13 protein-coding genes are annotated in these 16,786 nt (G+C 65.6%); 9 read left to right on the forward strand and 4 right to left on the reverse strand.

Annotation, left to right across the window (positions count from 1 at the left end; genetic code table 11):
- The 5 genes from sucD (at nucleotide 1) to L0C21_RS04985 (ending at nucleotide 8,885) form a co-directional block, all read left to right on the forward strand.
- Nucleotides 1–876 carry a succinate--CoA ligase subunit alpha gene (gene sucD, locus L0C21_RS04965; RefSeq protein WP_259277303.1) on the forward strand — a complete coding sequence of 292 codons (876 nt, stop codon included), beginning with the start codon at nucleotides 1–3 and terminating at the stop codon, nucleotides 874–876.
- A gap of 157 nt (nucleotides 877–1,033) precedes the next feature.
- Nucleotides 1,034–3,973, forward strand: coding sequence for a 2-oxoglutarate dehydrogenase E1 component (locus L0C21_RS04970; protein WP_259277304.1), 2,940 nt, complete (start codon nucleotides 1,034–1,036; stop codon nucleotides 3,971–3,973).
- Between the two features lie 24 nt (nucleotides 3,974–3,997).
- Entirely contained in the window at nucleotides 3,998–5,281 is a 1,284-nt protein-coding gene (gene odhB, locus L0C21_RS04975) for a 2-oxoglutarate dehydrogenase complex dihydrolipoyllysine-residue succinyltransferase (protein ID WP_259277305.1), read from the forward strand.
- A 192-nt stretch (nucleotides 5,282–5,473) separates the two neighbouring features.
- The gene (gene lpdA, locus L0C21_RS04980; protein WP_259277306.1) at nucleotides 5,474–6,895 is read left to right on the forward strand and encodes a dihydrolipoyl dehydrogenase; all 1,422 of its coding nucleotides are present in this window, start codon (nucleotides 5,474–5,476) and stop codon (nucleotides 6,893–6,895) included.
- A gap of 514 nt (nucleotides 6,896–7,409) precedes the next feature.
- Nucleotides 7,410–8,885, forward strand: a complete 1,476-nt coding sequence (locus tag L0C21_RS04985) for a catalase (protein WP_259277307.1) — start codon at nucleotides 7,410–7,412, stop codon at nucleotides 8,883–8,885.
- Between the two features lie 304 nt (nucleotides 8,886–9,189).
- On the opposite strand, the gene ygfZ is transcribed toward L0C21_RS04985, so the two are convergent.
- The 3 genes from ygfZ to L0C21_RS05000 form a co-directional block, all read right to left on the reverse strand.
- Nucleotides 9,190–10,020: a CAF17-like 4Fe-4S cluster assembly/insertion protein YgfZ gene (gene ygfZ / locus L0C21_RS04990; protein WP_259277308.1), complete on the reverse strand. Its 831-nt coding sequence runs from the start codon at nucleotides 10,018–10,020 to the stop codon at nucleotides 9,190–9,192.
- Between the two features lie 64 nt (nucleotides 10,021–10,084).
- On the reverse strand, nucleotides 10,085–10,999 hold the full coding sequence (locus L0C21_RS04995; protein ID WP_259277309.1) for a PEP-CTERM sorting domain-containing protein: 915 nt from the start codon (nucleotides 10,997–10,999) through the stop codon (nucleotides 10,085–10,087).
- A 225-nt stretch (nucleotides 11,000–11,224) separates the two neighbouring features.
- On the reverse strand, nucleotides 11,225–11,554 hold the full coding sequence (locus tag L0C21_RS05000; RefSeq protein WP_259277310.1) for a hypothetical protein: 330 nt from the start codon (nucleotides 11,552–11,554) through the stop codon (nucleotides 11,225–11,227).
- 152 nt (nucleotides 11,555–11,706) lie between these two features.
- Here L0C21_RS05000 and L0C21_RS05005 point away from each other — a divergent pair, with 152 nt between their 5' ends.
- A complete protein-coding gene (locus L0C21_RS05005; protein ID WP_259277311.1) occupies nucleotides 11,707–12,351 on the forward strand; it encodes a LysE family translocator in 645 nt (214 codons plus the stop codon).
- Between the two features lie 8 nt (nucleotides 12,352–12,359).
- Here L0C21_RS05005 and L0C21_RS05010 read toward each other — a convergent pair whose 3' ends face one another.
- Complete coding sequence (locus tag L0C21_RS05010) at nucleotides 12,360–12,551, reverse strand: DUF3553 domain-containing protein (protein ID WP_259277312.1); 192 nt, start codon at nucleotides 12,549–12,551, stop codon at nucleotides 12,360–12,362.
- 159 nt (nucleotides 12,552–12,710) lie between these two features.
- On the opposite strand from L0C21_RS05010, the gene L0C21_RS05015 reads away from it, so the two are divergent.
- The 3 genes from L0C21_RS05015 to L0C21_RS05025 all read left to right on the forward strand — a co-directional run bounded on the left by L0C21_RS05015 (nucleotide 12,711) and on the right by L0C21_RS05025 (nucleotide 16,731).
- Nucleotides 12,711–13,343, forward strand: coding sequence for a histidine phosphotransferase family protein (locus L0C21_RS05015; protein ID WP_259277313.1), 633 nt, complete (start codon nucleotides 12,711–12,713; stop codon nucleotides 13,341–13,343).
- Nucleotides 13,344–13,566: 223 nt separating this feature from the next.
- Nucleotides 13,567–16,278 (forward strand): hybrid sensor histidine kinase/response regulator, encoded by a 2,712-nt coding sequence (locus L0C21_RS05020; protein ID WP_259277314.1) that lies wholly within the window; start codon nucleotides 13,567–13,569, stop codon nucleotides 16,276–16,278.
- Between the two features lie 6 nt (nucleotides 16,279–16,284).
- Complete coding sequence (locus L0C21_RS05025; protein ID WP_259277315.1) at nucleotides 16,285–16,731, forward strand: chemotaxis protein CheW; 447 nt, start codon at nucleotides 16,285–16,287, stop codon at nucleotides 16,729–16,731.
- Nucleotides 16,732–16,786: the final 55 nt, after the last annotated feature.

Raw genomic sequence — 16,786 nt, forward strand, 5'->3', positions numbered from 1 at the left:
ATGGCAATTCTCATCAATAAAGAGACGAAGGTCATCTGCCAGGGCTTCACCGGCAAGCAGGGCACCTTCCACTCCGAGGCGGCGATTGCCTATGGTACGCGGATGGTCGGTGGCACCGCGCCGGGCAAGGGCGGCACCACGCACCTCGGCCTGCCGGTGTTCAACACCGTGGCCGAGGCCAAGGACGTGACCGGCGCTGACGCCTCCGTGATCTACGTGCCGCCCGCCGGCGCGGCCGACGCGATCCTCGAGGCGATCGACGCCGAGATCCCCCTCGTCGTCTGCATCACCGAGGGCATTCCGGTGCTCGACATGGTGCGCGTGAAGCGCGCCCTGGCCGGCTCCAAGACCCGCCTGATCGGCCCGAACTGCCCGGGTCTCCTGACCCCGGACGAGTGCAAGATCGGCATCATGCCGGGCAACATCTTCAAGAAGGGCAAGGTGGGCGTCGTCTCCCGTTCGGGCACGCTGACCTACGAAGCCGTGTTCCAGACCTCGGCGGTTGGCCTCGGCCAGTCGACCGCAGTCGGCATCGGCGGCGACCCGGTCAACGGCACCAACTTCGTTGACGTGCTGGAGATGTTCCTGGCCGACCCGGAAACCGAGTCCATCATCATGATCGGCGAGATCGGCGGCGACGCGGAAGAGCAGGGCGCTGCCCTCCTCAAGTCGTCCAAGATCAAGAAGCCGACGGTGGGCTTCATCGCGGGCCGCACGGCGCCTCCGGGCCGCCGCATGGGCCACGCCGGCGCCATCGTCTCCGGCGGCAAGGGCAAGGCGGAAGACAAGATCGAGGCCATGCGTTCCGCTGGCATCGTTGTCGCCGACAGCCCGTCGCAGCTCGGCACCACGCTTCTCGAGGTGCTGAAGGGCTAAATTAACACTGTTCCGGTTCGATTGGGGGGAGATCGGACCGGAACAGACCGGCTTGGCCGTTCGCGATGCGCCTGTCGGTCGCGAACGGCCCAATTTCACGATAGGCTCGTTTTGGTGCGCCGGATGTACGCGCACCGGATTAAGGAGCAGAGTCGCAATGGGTTACGAAGGCGATCTTCCCCAAGGCATCGAAGGTGCCAGTGCAGCCTTCATTGAAGCCTTGTACGAAAAGTACCAGGCTGACCGGAATTCGGTTGATCCGAGCTGGCAGCGTTACTTCGCCGGCCTCGAGCTGGCGGCAGGCGCAACCAAGGCCGGGCCGTCCTGGCAGCGCAGCAACTGGCCGCTCCAGCCCAACGACTCGCTGACGCAGGCGCTCGATCCCACCCAGATGGCCCTGGAGCCGAAGCCGGCCAAGGGCAAGGGTAAAGAGGCCCCGGCCGCCGTGGCAGCTCCTGCTGCCGGTGTTTCCGCCGAGGATATCCGCCGCGCGGCGCACGACACGCTGCAGGCCTTCACCTTCATCCGCGTCTACCGCGTGCGCGGCCACCTGGCGGCAACGCTCGATCCGCTCGGCATCGAGATGCGCGCGGAGCACCCGGAACTCCAGCCGAGCTTCTACGGCTTCGGCCCGAACGACATGGACCGCCCGATCTACATCGGCGGCCTCCTTGGCTTCGAGACGGCGACGATTCGCCAGATCCACCAGACGCTGTGCCGCAATTACTGCGGCAACATCGCGCTCGAATACATGCACATCAACGACATCGAAGAGCGTCGTTGGCTGCAGGAGCGCTTCGAGGGCCCGGAAAAGGACGTGTACTTCACGGCCGAGGGCAAGCTCGCCATTCTCAACAAGCTGATCGAGGCCGAGAGCTTCGAGAAGTTCCTCGCCCGCAAGTACGTCGGCACCAAGCGCTTCGGCCTGGACGGCGGCGAGTCGCTGATCCCGGCGATGGAATCCGTCATCAAGGTGGGCGGCGCGCTCGGCGTTGAGGAAATCGTGATCGGCATGCCGCACCGCGGCCGTCTCAACGTGCTCACCAACGTGATGCAGAAGCCGTTCCGCCAGCTGTTCCACGAATTCGCGGGCGGCTCCTCGCAGCCGGACGAAGTGGGCGGCTCGGGCGACGTGAAGTATCACCTCGGCACCTCCACCGACCGCGGCTTCGACGGCAACATGGTTCACCTGTCGCTGACGCCGAACCCGTCGCACCTGGAAACCGTCAATCCGGTGGTGCTGGGCCGCGTGCGCGCCAAGCAGACCCAGCGCGGCGACAAGGAGCGCACCAAGGTTCTGCCGGTGCTGCTGCACGGCGATGCCGCCTTCGCAGGCCAGGGCGTGGTGGCCGAGTGCTTCGCCATGTCGGGCGTGCCGGGCTACAACACCGGCGGCACCATCCACTTCATCGTGAACAACCAGGTGGGCTTCACCACCTCGCCGAAGTTCGCCCGTTCCTCGCCGTATCCCTCGGATGTGGCGAAGATGGTGCAGGCGCCGATCTTCCACGTGAACGGCGACGATCCGGAAGCGGTGGTCTACGCCACCAAGATCGCCACCGAGTTCCGCCAGACCTTCAAGCGCGACGTTGTCATCGACATGTGGTGCTACCGCCGCTTCGGCCACAACGAGGCCGACGAGCCGGGCTTCACCCAGCCGAAGATGTACGCCGCCATCAAGAGCCATCCGTTCGTCTCGGCCGTCTATACCGAGCGGCTGAAGGGGCAGGGCGTCGTCACCGACGAGCAGGCTAAGGCGATGGAAGACGCCTATGTCTCCCGTCTGGAGGATGAGTTCGAGGCCGCCAAGGGCTACAAGCCCAACAAGGCGGACTGGTTCGAAGGCCGCTGGTCGGGCCTGCATCGCCCGGTCGAGGGCGTGAACGGCCGCCGCAGCGCCGACACCGGCGTGGCGAAGAATGCGCTGGCGGAAGTCGGCAAGGTGATGACCACCTGGCCGGAGAGCTTCAAAATCCACCGCACGCTGGAACGCGTCATCAAGGCTCGCGCCCAGGCGCTGGAAACCGGCGACGGCATCGATTGGGCGACCGCCGAGCAGCTGGCCTTCGGCACGCTCTTGAAGGAAGGCTTCGGCGTCCGCCTTTCGGGGCAGGACGTCGGCCGCGGCACCTTCTCCCACCGTCACGCGGTCTTCACCGATCAGGAGACGGAAGAGAAGTACATCCCGCTGACGCAGATCAGCCCGAACTACGAGGTTTATGAGTCCGTCCTTTCCGAGTACGGCGTCATGGGCTACGAGTACGGCTTCTCGCTGGCCGAGCCCAACTGGCTGACCCTGTGGGAAGCCCAGTTCGGCGACTTCGCCAACGGCGCGCAGATCATCATCGACCAGTATCTGTCGTCCTCGGAAGTGAAGTGGCTGCGCGCCAGCGGCCTCGTGCTGCTGCTGCCGCACGGCTACGAGGGCCAGGGCCCCGAGCACTCCTCCGCCCGCCTGGAGCGCTACCTCCAGCTGTGCGCCGAGGACAACATGCAGGTGGCCAACTGCACGACGCCGGCCAACTACTTCCACATCCTGCGGCGTCAGCTGCACCGCGCCTTCCGCAAGCCGCTGGTGATGATGACGCCCAAGTCGCTGCTGCGTCACAAGAAGGCGATCTCGCGCGTCGAGGACTTCCTTGACGGCACCCAGTTCCACCGCGTCCTGCCGGACGATGCGGAGCTGGGCCGCGTCAGCGATCTGAAGCTGAAGCCGGACAACCAGATCACCCGCCTCGTGCTGTGCACCGGCAAGGTCTACTACGACCTGCTGGAGGAGCGCGACCGCCGCGGTCAGGACGACACCTATATCCTGCGCGTGGAACAGCTTTATCCGTTCCCGGCGCAGGCCATCGGCGAAGTGGTGGCCCGCTTCCCGAGCCTGAAGACGGTGGTGTGGGCGCAGGAAGAGCCGAAGAACATGGGGGCCTGGTCCTTCATCAATCCGCTCATCGAAGAAGTTCTGGTCGAGCAGGGCGCGAAGCCGAACCGTCCGGTTTATGCCGGCCGCGCGGCAGCGGCGGCAACCGCGACCGGTTTTGCGAAACGTCACGCCGAGGAACAGGCCCGTCTGGTGGCCGACGCCCTCGACGCATAAATTTGGTATAGGAGCGAGTACATCATGGCCACGGACGTCAAGATCCCGACGCTCGGCGAGTCGATCACTGAGGCCACCATCGCCGAATGGCTCAAGAAGCCCGGCGATTACGTGAACCAGGACGAGCCCATTGCAAGCCTCGAGACCGACAAGGTTGCGGTCGAGCTGAACGCGCCGGTTGCCGGCGTGCTGACCGCGATCTCGCAGGATGCGGGCGCCACGGTCGAGGTGGGCGCGGTCGTCGCCCAGATCGACGAAACCGCCAAGGCCGGTGCCGCTGCCCCGGCCCCTGCCGCTGCTCCGGCACCCGCTGCTGCTCCGGCCGCCGCGCCGAAGGCAGAAGCTGCGCCGGCCCCGGCCGCCGCTCCGGCGCCTGCCGCCACTCCGGCTCCGGCTGCTGCTCCCGCGGCTGACCTGGTCGCCATCGCGCCTGCGGTTCGCAAGATCATCGAGGACTACAACCTCGATCCGGCGTCCATTTCCGGCACCGGCAAGGACGGCCGCCTGACCAAGGAAGACGTGCTGAGCGCGATCGAGAAGGGCACCGCCCGTCAGCGCGCCGCCGCCGGCGCGGCTCCGGCCGCTGCTGCAGCTCCGGCTGCCGCTGAGCGCGTCGAAGAGCGCGTGAAGATGAGCCGCATGCGCCAGACCATCGCGCGCCGCCTGAAGGAATCGCAGAACACCGCTGCGATGCTGACCACCTTCAACGACGTGGACATGTCGGCGGTCATCGAAGCCCGCGCCAAGTACAAGGACCTGTTCGAGAAGAAGCACAACATCCGCCTCGGCTTCATGGGCTTCTTCGTGAAGGCCTGCACCCTGGCGCTGAAGGAAGTGCCGGCGGTCAACGCCTCCATCGAGGGCGACGAGCTGGTCTACCGCAACTACGCCGATGTCGGCGTTGCGGTTTCTGCTCCGAACGGCCTCGTGGTTCCCATCCTGCGGAACGCCGACAAGATGTCGTTCGCGGACGTGGAGACCACCATCGCCGACTTCGGCAAGCGCTCCAAGACCGGCCAGCTGAAGCTGGAGGAAATGCAGGGCGGCACCTTCACCATCACCAACGGCGGCGTGTTCGGCTCCATGCTGTCCACCCCGATCCTGTCGCCGCCGCAGGCGGGCATCCTCGGCATGCACCGCATCGAGGAACGCCCGGTTGTGCGCGACGGCCAGATCGTCATCCGCCCGATGATGTACCTGGCGCTGTCCTACGACCACCGCATCATTGACGGCCGCGAGGCCGTGACGTTCCTGGTGCGCGTGAAGGAAGCGATCGAGGACCCGACCCGCCTGCTGCTCGACATGTAAGCGGGCCTGGACGCGGCATTGAACATGCGGCGGCTCCGGTCCTTGCTGATCGGAGCCGCTTCCGTTTTGGAAAGATCTCAAGGCGGCCTGATGCGGCTGTTGCGGCATTGAACAGGCCCGCCTTTTCTGAGAAGAGCCGGTGGACCGGCCCCGCACGGGGCATCCTTTCCGGCTGGTGAGCGAGGATAGAACATGGCGTACGACTTTGACGTGGTGGTGATTGGCGCAGGTCCCGGCGGTTACGTGGCCGCCATCCGGGCCGCGCAGAACGGCCTGAAGGTGGCCTGCATCGAAAAGCGCGAAACGCTGGGCGGCACCTGCCTCAATGTCGGCTGCATTCCGTCAAAGGCGCTGCTGCACGCCTCCGAGAAGTTCGAGGAAGTGGCGGGCGACCACCTGAAGGCCCTCGGCATTTCGGTGAAGGGCGCGAAGTTCGATCTGGATGCCATGCTGGCCGAGAAGGACAGCGCCGTAAAGCAGCTGACCGGCGGCATCGAGTTCCTGTTCAAGAAGAACAAGGTGGAGTGGATCAAGGGCTACGGCCGCTTCCAGGATGCCCACACCATCGAGGTGGAAGCCGCTGACGGTGTGACGCGCACCGTCACCACCAAGAACACCATCATCGCCACCGGCTCGGACGTCATCAGCCTGCCGGGCGTCGCCATTGACGGCGAAGTCGTCGTCAGCTCGACCGAGGCGCTTTCGCTGCCGAAGGTGCCGGAGCACATGGTCGTCATCGGCGGCGGCGTCATCGGCCTGGAGCTGGGCTCGGTGTGGCGCCGCCTCGGCGCGAAGGTGACGGTCGTTGAATACCTCGACCGCATCCTGCCGACCATGGACGGCGAGGTTTCCAAGGAAACCGCCAAGATCCTCAAGAAGCAGGGCATGGAAATTCTCACCTCGACCAAGGTCGTCGCCGTCGAGGTGGACGCCAAGGGCAAGAACCGCGGCGCCGTGGTGCGCGTGGAGCCGGCCAAGGGCGGCGAGGCGCAGGAGATCAAGTGCGACGTGGTGCTGATGTCGATTGGCCGCCGTCCATTCCTCGATGGCCTGGGCCTCGACAAGATCGGCGTGGCGCTCGATGAGCGCGGCCGCGTGAAGGTGGGCCACGACTTCTCCACCAACGTGGCGGGCGTCTATGCCATCGGCGATGCCATCCCCGGCCCGATGCTCGCCCACAAGGCGGAAGACGAGGGCGTGGCCTGCGCCGACAACCTCGCCGGTCTCAATGGCATCGTGAACCACGAGGTCATCCCGTCGGTCGTCTACACCATGCCGGAAGTGGCCAGCGTCGGCCGCTCGGAAGAAGAGCTGAAGGCGGCGGGCATCAAGTACAAGGCGGGCAAGTTCCCGTTCATGGCCAACAGCCGCGCCAAGGCCAACCACGACACGCTGGGCTTCGTGAAGGTGCTGGCCGATGCCCAGACCGACCGGGTGCTTGGCGTTCACATCGTCGGCTCGCTGGCGGGCACCATGATCGCCCAGGCCGCGCAGGCGATGGAATTCGGCGCATCCTCCGAGGACATTGCGCTCACCTGCCACGCGCACCCGACCCACTCGGAAGCGCTGAAGGAAGCGGCCATGGCCGCCCACGGCAAGCCGATCCACATCTAACGGCTTGCCGCTGACGGAACAGGCAGGCCCCGGCTGGAGAGATCCCGCCGGGGCTTTTCTGTTTCAGACCGACTTTTTGCAGGGGGCTTGGACCCCTGCATCCCATTCGATTCGTCGGGCCGTGTCTGTCATCGGCCGTCGCGCCCTTCGACCCATGTTTCAGCAGGCGAGGCCGATAGGCCGGATGCACCTCGAAAAGCGCAAGGGAGTGCAGGGGGTGTTGAGACTCTGGGCGCCTCCGCGCACGGGACCTTCTGTTTTTTAATCGAATAATACGATTTATATAATCGTCCAGCTTCGTGCTGGCGGGCGGTTTAATCGCCTATGTCGCTCGATTTTTGGCAAATACGGCCGATAATCGGCCATTTCTATCACAGAAATCAAATTAATTCCGGCCAAGGACTGTTGCGCTCGAGGGCCATTAATTGATAAATTCCATTTATAGAGTTTGAGGCGGAGGGGGCTGGGTCCCCTGATGGTTTCCCTTCCGCGCCCCCTTTCGAGGAGAGTATTCATGTCTGACCAGCGCACCTGCCCCTATGCCGCCGCAGCCGCTTCCACGACCGGCGCCGGCGCGCCTGCCATCAACGACCGCAATTCGCTGACCCTCGGCGCGGATGGCCCGATTTTGCTGCACGACGTGCACCTGATCGAGCAGCTGGCCCACTTCAACCGCGAGAAGACCATCGAGCGGCAACCGCATGCCAAGGGTTCGGGCGCGTTCGGCGTGTTCGAGACGACGGAGGACGTGTCGGCCTACACCAAGGCGGCGCTGTTCCAGCCGGGCGTGACGACGGAGGTGCTGCTGCGCTTCTCGACGGTGGCCGGTGAGCAGGGCAGCCCGGACACTTGGCGGGACGTGCGCGGCTTCTCGCTGAAGTTTTATACCAGCGAGGGCAACTACGACCTCGTCGGCAACAATACGCCGGTGTTCTTCCTGCGCGACCCGATGAAGTTCCCCCACTTCATCCGCAGTCAGAAGCGCCTGCCTGCCTCGGGCCTGCGCGATGCCACCATGCAGTGGGACTTCTGGACCAATAACCCCGAGTCCGCCCACCAGGTGACCTATGTGATGGGCCAGCGCGGCCTGCCGCGCACCTGGCGGCACATGAACGGCTACGGCTCGCACACCTACATGTGGGTGAACGACAAGGGCGAGAAGTTCTGGGTGAAGTACCACTTCCACACCCAGCAGGGCCTGAAGTTCTTCTCGAACGAGGAAGCGACGGCCATGTCGGGCGTGGATGCGGATTTCCACCGCCGCGATCTGTTCGACGCGATCGAGCGGGGCGAGTTCCCGAAGTGGACGCTCTCGGTGCAGGTGATGCCCTATGAGGTGGCCAAGACCTACCGCATCAACCCGTTTGATCTCACCAAGACCTGGCCGAAGAAGGACTTCCCGCTGATCCCGGTGGGCGTGCTGACGCTGAACCGCAACCCGGAGAACTTCTTCGCGCAAATAGAGCAGGCGGCGTTCTCACCGGGCAACACGGTGCCGGGCATCGGCCTGTCGCCGGACCGGATGCTGCTGGCCCGCTCGTTCGCCTATGCGGATGCCCAGCGCAACCGTATCGGCGCGAACTTCCACCAGCTGCCGGTGAACCAGCCCAAGTGCCCGGTGAACACCTACATGTTCGACGGCCCGATGGCTTACCACCACTCCGGCAGCGCCCCGGTCTATGCCACCAACAGCTTCGGCCGCCCGTGGTCTGACCAGACCGGACCCGTTGAGAACGGCTGGGAGGCGGACGGCGCCATGGTTCGCAGCGCCTATACGCTGCGCGAGGGTGATGATGACTTCTCGCAGGCGGGTATTCTGGTGCGCGAGGTGATGGACGACGCCCAGCGCGCGGCTCTGGTGGAGACCGTGGCTGGCAGCCTGCTCGACGTGAAGGAGCCGGTGCGCGCCCGCGCCTTCCAATACTGGCGGAACATCGATGCGGACATCGGCGCTCGCATCGAAGAAGCGGTGAATACTGCCAGTATATGAACCCGTTTAGGTTGTGTTGCGTTCACACAGTCGCGTTGCGTGAAGTGATGGTTGCGTAAAGTCGCGTCCAGTTGCTGAAGCGCACCATGGAAGAGGCCCCGGTTGCGGCGCGCAGCCGGGGCTTTTCCGTGTTCATCGCTGCTCAGCGGGCCGCGGTTCAGACCGTGACCTCGCTGAGGACAAACAGCACCACGATGACGCCAAGCGCGATGGCCACGAGGCCGATCAGCTTCTTGTCGTGCTTCAGGTCGGGTTTGGATTTGCGCTTTGCCATGCGCCCAAGCTACCGCAAGGCTTGTTGCGGTCAAGCGCCTGCGTCGGGGACCTCGGGCAGCCAGACGGGCGTGACGACCTCCACCGGCGTACCGCCGAGGACGAGAGGGCTGCGCTGCTCCACATATTCCATGCGGAGGAAGGCAAGGCCCAGCCCATCGCGATGGCTGCGAAGCTCGCCCGCGTCCTTGCCGTCCGGCGTGCGGAGGGTGGGGTCCTCGCCCGGTTCGGCGGACAGGCGGACGGGCAACAGCCGCTTGCGGACCTTGGAGCGGTGATACATGCGGGCGGTGTTTTCCTGCCCCACGTAGCAGCCCTTGCGAAAATCAACGCCGTTCAGCTCGGCAGCGTTCGCCTCCAGCCACAGCATCTTGTCGACCGCGATGTCGCGGCTGCCATCGGGCACGCCCAGCGCCAGCCGGTGGTGGTCATAATCCTCCGGCGTGGCGGTGGCCTCAAGGCCGGGTGCGGCGATCCAGCGAGTCCCAAGCGCGGGCAGGCGGGGGTCGGCAACCGCGTTTTCAGGCATGGGGCCATCGCCCCAGGCGGCGTAGACGGCGAGGTCCCGCCGGGGAGTAATCTCAACGTGCGCGCGCAGGCGGTACATGGTGAGGCGCTTGGCCAGCATCTCGGCGCGTCCGGCTTCCGCATCGAGCAGGAAGCCGTCGCCGCCTTCATTGGCGAAGAGCAGGAAATCGAACAGGTACTTGCCCTGCGGGGAGAGCAGGGCCGCCCACGCCGGCGTTGCGGGCGAGACCTTGGTCACATCATTGGTGACGAGCCCCTGCAAGAAGGGGACGGCATCCGGCCCCTTGATCTCAAGGACGGCGCGGTCGGGCAGAGAAGTGAGGTGTACAGCCATGCTGCCTAAGTAATGGCTGTATGGCTATGCTCAAGGGGCTGGGCCTCAAGAGGCAGGTTGCGCCTCAGGCGCGGCGGCGACGCCGGGCGAAGGCGACAAGGCCGGCAAGCCCGCCCAGCGCAATGCCGAGCGTGCCGGGTTCGGGCACCTGCACCGGCGGATTGCCGCCCGGCGGAGGATTGCCGTCCGGCGGATTACCGCCCGGAGGGTTGCCGTCCGTTGGCGGGTTCCCGTCGGTTGGAGGGTTGCCGCCGGTCGGCGGGTTTCCATCAGTCGGCGGGTTTCCATTAGTCGGCGGGGTGCCATCGTCGCCCGGCGGGTCCGTGGGCGTCGTCTCGTCGCTGCCGCCCCCGCCACCGCTGCCGACACTGCCGCCACCCGGCATCAGCGGCACGGTGGGGCCATAGTTGGCCGGGCCCGCCGTTCGGCCGGTCGAAGGCGCCAGATCGGTGAGGGAAGTGGTGAGCGGCGATTGCCCGCCTGCCGCCGGGAAAATCGAGGCGAGCGCTTCGGGCGTGGTCTCGGTCATGAGATCCTTGAGGTTGGTCGGCAGCCCGGCCACATCCTCCGGATTCGAGCCCGCGCCGGGGCAGGCGTCGGGAATGACCATCGGCTTGGCCGCAACGGTGGTCACCTTCGGCTTTGGCTTCGGCCGGGGGCGCGGCTTCGGCTTGGCCTGCGCCACGGCGGTATCCGCGGTCTTGACGACGGCCGGCTTCGGCAGCGGCTTGGCCGGCTTGGACAGGGCCGGTTTGGCAGCAGCCTTTTTAACGGCGACCGCCTTCTTCACCGGCTTCTTCTTTGCAGGCTGCGGAATAACGATGGGGTCGCAATTCTCGGCGGCGATGATCTCGGGCGAGCGGGTTGCGGCATGCGCTGCCGGCGCGCACAGCAGGCCGGCCGCAATGGCGCATGCGGCAACGCCGCGCAGACAGTTCACGCGGGACGCGAGAAGATTTTTAGAAGTGCCCCGGGACATTCTTAGCCACCCTGGTTCCGATAAAGAACTGCACAGCGAGCGTGCCCCCGCTTTTGGCTCGCCATCATCGGCGCGCTAATAATTGCGCCACCGTTCTGAAGCCAATATCACCGGATGAGAAAGATGCCAAATCAATAGTTATTGATTAACTATAAAAATAAGACTAGCTGCGGCGTTGTGACCGCAATCGCTATTAGCATGGTTAACTAAAAAGGGGCTCGGCAATCAGTGAACGGCAAGGCTGATGCTCTGCCGGGACAGCTGATCGGGCTTCACGCCATCAATGGTCATGACCCGGATTTCGCGCACGCGACAGCCAAGAGTGCGCTTCAAGTTCTCCACATAGGCGTGAAGCACGGGGAAGTCGGGAGCCAGGTCCAGCTCCTGCCCGTAAAGGGTGCGAATCTCGCCCGGCGCATCGGGCATTTCCACGTCGATCTCGGCCGAGGTCAGCCGGTAGCCGCGATACCACAGGTGGGACTGGTATTCGCGCGGCAGCCGGTTGAAGGGCAGCAGCAACTCATCGAGGGGAAAGCTCTTCTGTGAATCGGCCATGGAACCCGCCTCTTTCCAAAAGCCCCCTGTCGTTCCTATAAATCCCCGCGTTCCATTTACGGTCGCGATGGTAAAAAACCCGTTAAGGATACCGGAGCCATGCAGGGATCGCGGTCATCATCCGGGCGTATGGGGATCGGAAGGCAGGCGACATGGATCTGGGGTGGCTGGCGACCTGGTACTTCCCCGTTGGCATCGGAATCGGCATTGCCGCCGCCGCGCCCATCGGCCCGGTTAACATCATCGTCATCCAGCGCAGCCTTCAGCGGGGCATCGGCTCGGCGCTGATGCTGGGGCTGGGGGCGGCGCTCGGTGACGCGCTGTTCGCGGCCGGAGCGGGCTTTGGCCTCAGGGCGCTCCAGGCGCTCATCAACCACCACCACGACCCGATTCGGCTGGTGGGCGGGCTCATCATGATCGGATTCGGCGTCGCGGTGTGGCGTTCGGCCCCGCATCTGAATGACCCCGGCCGCAAGCTGCCGCGCGCCCGGCACCTGGCCATGGCCACGTTTCTCATGACCGTGACCAACCCGGCGACCCTGCTGTGGTTCGCCGCCACCTTCGGCTCCATCGGCTTCAAGAACATCGGTCATGCCAGCCACGCGGCGCTGCTCAACTCCGTCCGGCTGGTGGGCGGGGTGTTCGTGGGCTCCATGCTGTGGTGGGTGGCGGTCTCCGGGCTGTCGCGCGGCCTGCGCGGGCGGCTGAGCGACCGGCACCTGGCGGTGTTCAACCACGCCTCGGCCGTGGTGCTGCTGCTGTTCGGGCTGGTGGCGCTGGTGGCGGGACTCGACTGAAAAAAGGCTCAGCGCCGCCGCCCGGCACCCGGAGCGGGCACTTTCTCCAGGAGCGCGTGGCGGAGGTTCAGCGTCTGCTTTCCCGCCTCCTCGAACATCACCGTAACCCGTTCGCCGATGGCGGATTGCACCTGACCGAGCCCCCAGTCTGGACGCTCCGGCAAACAGACATACTCTCCTGGCAGGAACTGAGCGATCATCGTAATCCTTGCGCTTACCCGTTTCGTTGCATAGCAGTTCCGGGAACTGGCCGTAAGCGGGCCTCGCTCTTTGGCAGGCCGCACTTTTGTTTACCGCAGGGCGTGCGCCCTGCTCGAGAGCTGCTCTATGGCAGAACAGGGACCGGGGGAGACGTGCATATGAAATCCGTAGATTTTGCGAGCCTGCTGTGCTCCCGGCTGTGTCATGACCTGGTGAGCCCGGTCGGCGCGCTCTCCAATGGCGTGGAACTGCTCACGGACGAAACCGATCCGGAAATGCAGGCCCAATGCCTGCAATTGCTGACGGACAGTGTGCGGCAGGCCGCCAACCGGCTGAAGTTCTTCCGCCTCGCCTTTGGCGGTGGCGGCAGCTTCTCGGCGCAGGTGGACGTGCGCGAGGCCCAGACCGCCATCCAGGGCATGTTCCCGGCCGACAAGGTGCGGCTGGAATGGCTTATCAGCCCGTCCGTGCTGCCCAAGACGGCCATCAAGGTGCTCCTGAACCTGGCGCTCATCGCCGGCGACACGCTGCTGCGCGGTGGCGTGCTGCAGGTGGCGGCGGAGCAGGCCGGCAACGCGCTCGACATCGCCGTGCGCGCCGAGGGGCCGCGCCTGCTGCTGGGCGATGACCTGCGCCAGGCTCTCTCGGGCGAGGCGGCGGACAGCGAGATCACCCCGCGCGTTGCGCCCGCCCTCCTGGTGCAGACCCTGCTGGCGGACGTGGACGCGAAACTGCAGATTTCCGAACCCGAGCCGGGCGTGCTGTTGCTCGGCGTGCGCTGCCCGGTCTGACGCCGGGCCTTCCATCCCGCAGCAATGGCTGGAACCCGGCGGGGCGGATGCCCTTGCCGCGGGCGCGTCCTGCCGTCCGCGCCGCCGTTCCGCATCCGCAAGGCGCGCCTGAAGCGCTGATGATTTAGAGGTTTTTAACCCCAATGACGGCACAGTTACGCCTCCGGCATGGGGGCCGTGCGCCCTCGCCACAGGTTTTCTTGTATTGCGAGAGGCGGATAGCATGGATGATCTGCTCACAGAGTTTCTGACTGAGACCAACGAGAGCCTCGACACGGTCGACAACGAACTGGTCCGTCTGGAGCAGAATCCCAACGACAAGGCCGTTCTCGACAACATTTTCCGCCTTGTTCACACCATCAAGGGCACCTGCGGCTTCCTCGGCCTGCCAAGGCTCGAGTCGGTGGCGCACGCCGCCGAGAACGTGCTCGGCAACTTCCGCGACGGCAAGCTGACGGTGAACTCCGAGCTGGTGTCGCTGATTCTCCAGGCGCTGGACACCATCAAGGTGATCCTGCGCGGGCTGGAGGAAAACGGAACGGAACCCGAGGGCGACGATGCCATGCTCATCGCCATGCTCGACGAGGCCGCCGCCGGCAAGCTGTCCGGCCCGGCGCCCGCGCCCGCGGAAGACCCGGACATCGCCCGCGCCGAGACTGAAAAGATGCTGGGCCGCGCGCTGAAGCCGGGCGAGGTGTCGCTGGAGGAACTGGAAGCGGCCTTCGCCGCCGCGCCCGGCCCCGAGGAGACGGAGGAGCCGGAGACGGCCCCGGTTGCCAAGGCGGACGCCAAGCCCGCCGCGGCCAAGGCGGCGGCGAGCACGGCCAACGTCATGGACGACGCCGGCTCCAAGGCGGCCAACCAGACCATCCGCGTGTCGGTAGACCTGCTCGAGAACCTGATGAACCTGGTCTCCGAGCTGGTGCTGACCCGCAACCAGTTGCTGCAGACCGCGCGCCGCCACGAGAACAACGAGTTCACCGTGCCGTTGCAGCGCCTGTCGCAGTGCACCACCGAGTTGCAGGAAGGCGTGATGAAGACGCGCATGCAGCCGGTGGGCAACGCCTGGCAGAAGCTGCCGCGCATCGTGCGCGACCTCAGCCACGAACTGGACAAGAAGATCGAGCTGGACATGCGCGGCGCCGAGACGGAACTGGACCGTCAGGTGCTGGAGCTGATCAAGGACCCGCTCACCCACATGGTCCGCAACTCGGCCGACCACGGCATCGAGATGCCCGCCGACCGCGTGGCCGCCGGCAAGCCCGAGACCGGGCACATCCGCCTCAACGCCTATCACGAGGGCGGCCACATCATCATCGAGATCGTGGACGACGGCCGGGGCATCAACACCGACCGGCTGCGCCAGAAGGTGCTGGAGGCGGGCCTTGTCACCGAGGCCGAGCTGGAGGGCATGTCCGAGGGGCAGATCCAGAAGTTCATCTTCCACCCCGGCCTGTCGACGGCGGAGAAGGTCACCTCCGTTTCCGGCCGCGGCGTCGGCATGGACGTGGTGCGCTCCAACATCGAGAAGATCGGCGGCACCATCGAACTCGACTCGCAGGTGGGCAAGGGCACGCGCTTCGCCATCAAGATTCCGCTGACGCTGGCCATCGTCTCCTCGCTCATCGTGGGCGCAGGCGCCGAGCGCTTCGCCATTCCGCAGATTTCCGTCTTGGAGCTGGTTCGCGTGATGGCGGGCGGTGAGCACGTCATCGAGCACATCAGCAACACGCCCGTCCTGCGCCTGCGGAACCGGCTGCTGCCGCTGGTGCGGCTGGGCAAGATCCTCGGCCTTGAGGAAAAGCAGGAGGACGGCGCGGCCAACGACAACGACCAGTGCTTCGTGGTGGTGGCGCAAGTGGGCGCCTTTACCTTCGGCATCGTGGTCGACGAGGTGTTCGATACCGAGGAAATCGTGGTGAAGCCGATGGCCCCGATCCTCAAGGACCTCAGCGTCTATTCGGGCAACACCATTCTGGGCGACGGCAGCGTCATCATGATCCTCGACCCCAACGGCATCGCCCGCGCGACCGCCGCCGTGCAGGACAACGAAACCAGCGATACGCTGGAACTCAAGGGCCGCAGCGCCGACACCGATCAGGAATCCATGCTGGTGTTCCGCGCCGGCAGCGCCAACCCGAAGGCGGTGCCGCTGTCGCTGGTGGCGCGCCTCGAGGAGATCGACGCCTCGACCATCGAGCACGCCGACGGCCGGCCGATGGTGCAGTATCGCGGCAGCCTGATGCCGCTGCTGACGGTCGATCCGCACCTCCAGCTCAAGACCGAGGGCAAGCAGTTCGTGCTGGTGTTCGCCGACGGCGACCATGTGATGGGCCTGGCGGTGGACGAGATCCTCGACATCGTGGAGGCCCAGCTGGACATCGAACTGACCGCCGACGTGCAGAACGGTCGCCTCGGCACCGCCGTCGTTGCGGGCAAGATCACCGAGATCATCGACGTGGGCCACTACCTGCGCGTCGCCTTCAAGGACTACCTGCGCTCCAAGACGCAGGAGAGCGGCGGCAAGGGGCGCGTTGCGCCGCGCGTGCTGCTGGTGGATGACAGCTCGTTCTTCCGCAACATGCTAAAGCCGCTGCTGAAGGCGGGCGGCTACGAGGTGACTTGCGTCAGCAGTGCCGAGGATGCCCTCAAGCTGCAGGATGACGGGGCGGAGTTCGACCTCATCATCTCCGACATCGAGATGCCGGGCCGGAGCGGCTTCGAGTTCGCCGAGGAGGTGCGCCAGCGCGGGCGCTGGGCCCATCTGCCGATGGTCGCCCTGTCGTCGCTGGCAAGTCCGGCGGACTTCGAGCGCGGCCGCCAGGCCGGGTTCAACGACTACGTGGCCAAGTATGACCGGGATTCGCTCCTGTGCGTGCTTGAGGAGCAGCTGGATTTCGCCCGCGGCGGCGGCGGCCTGAGGGACGGGGAGTAAGGACGTATGAAGGAAGGTTCCAAGGACTTCGTCACCATTCGCCTGGCCGGGCAGCTGCTCGGCATCCCGGTGCTGCTGGTGCATGACGTGCTGAAGCTGCAGAACGTAACGCGGGTGCCGCTGGCGCCGCCGTGGGTGGCGGGCGTGCTCAACCTGCGCGGCCGCATCGTCACCGCCATCGATCTGCGCGCGCGGCTGGACATGCCTGTCCGTATGGCCAGCGAGAAGGCGATGAGCGTGGTGGTCGATTTCAAGGGCGAGTCCTACTCGCTCATCATCGACAGCGTGGGCGAGGTGCTGAGCCTGCCCGATGCCCTCTACGAGAAGAACCCGGTGACGCTGGACCAGAAGTGGCGCGAGGTGTCGGACGGCATCTATCGCCTCCAGGACGAGCTGCTGGTGGTGCTGGACGTGCGCCGCGTGCTCGATGTGGAGCGGGCAGCGGCGGCGTGACGGCCTAGCGGGCCTTAACCGCCCGGCAAGCTTTCCACGCCTATTGTGAGGCGCT

Source organism: Pedomonas mirosovicensis (genome assembly GCF_022569295.1).
In the GTDB taxonomy this organism is placed as follows: Bacteria; Pseudomonadota; Alphaproteobacteria; order Sphingomonadales; family Sphingomonadaceae; genus Pedomonas; species Pedomonas mirosovicensis.

What these genes read in the sequence shown, in the direction of transcription:
- L0C21_RS04995 (WP_259277309.1), bottom strand. Translation starts at nt 10,999, where the DNA reads ATGTCCCGGGGCACTTCTAAAAATCTTCTCGCGTCCCGCGTGAACTGT.
- L0C21_RS05025 (WP_259277315.1), top strand. Translation starts at nt 16,285, where the DNA reads ATGAAGGAAGGTTCCAAGGACTTCGTCACCATTCGCCTGGCCGGGCAG.
- L0C21_RS04985 (WP_259277307.1), top strand. Translation starts at nt 7,410, where the DNA reads ATGTCTGACCAGCGCACCTGCCCCTATGCCGCCGCAGCCGCTTCCACG.
- L0C21_RS05005 (WP_259277311.1), top strand. Translation starts at nt 11,707, where the DNA reads ATGGATCTGGGGTGGCTGGCGACCTGGTACTTCCCCGTTGGCATCGGA.
- ygfZ (WP_259277308.1), bottom strand. Translation starts at nt 10,020, where the DNA reads ATGGCTGTACACCTCACTTCTCTGCCCGACCGCGCCGTCCTTGAGATC.
- L0C21_RS04970 (WP_259277304.1), top strand. Translation starts at nt 1,034, where the DNA reads ATGGGTTACGAAGGCGATCTTCCCCAAGGCATCGAAGGTGCCAGTGCA.
- L0C21_RS05010 (WP_259277312.1), bottom strand. Translation starts at nt 12,551, where the DNA reads ATGATCGCTCAGTTCCTGCCAGGAGAGTATGTCTGTTTGCCGGAGCGT.
- sucD (WP_259277303.1), top strand. Translation starts at nt 1, where the DNA reads ATGGCAATTCTCATCAATAAAGAGACGAAGGTCATCTGCCAGGGCTTC.
- odhB (WP_259277305.1), top strand. Translation starts at nt 3,998, where the DNA reads ATGGCCACGGACGTCAAGATCCCGACGCTCGGCGAGTCGATCACTGAG.
- L0C21_RS05015 (WP_259277313.1), top strand. Translation starts at nt 12,711, where the DNA reads ATGAAATCCGTAGATTTTGCGAGCCTGCTGTGCTCCCGGCTGTGTCAT.
- L0C21_RS05000 (WP_259277310.1), bottom strand. Translation starts at nt 11,554, where the DNA reads ATGGCCGATTCACAGAAGAGCTTTCCCCTCGATGAGTTGCTGCTGCCC.
- lpdA (WP_259277306.1), top strand. Translation starts at nt 5,474, where the DNA reads ATGGCGTACGACTTTGACGTGGTGGTGATTGGCGCAGGTCCCGGCGGT.
- L0C21_RS05020 (WP_259277314.1), top strand. Translation starts at nt 13,567, where the DNA reads ATGGATGATCTGCTCACAGAGTTTCTGACTGAGACCAACGAGAGCCTC.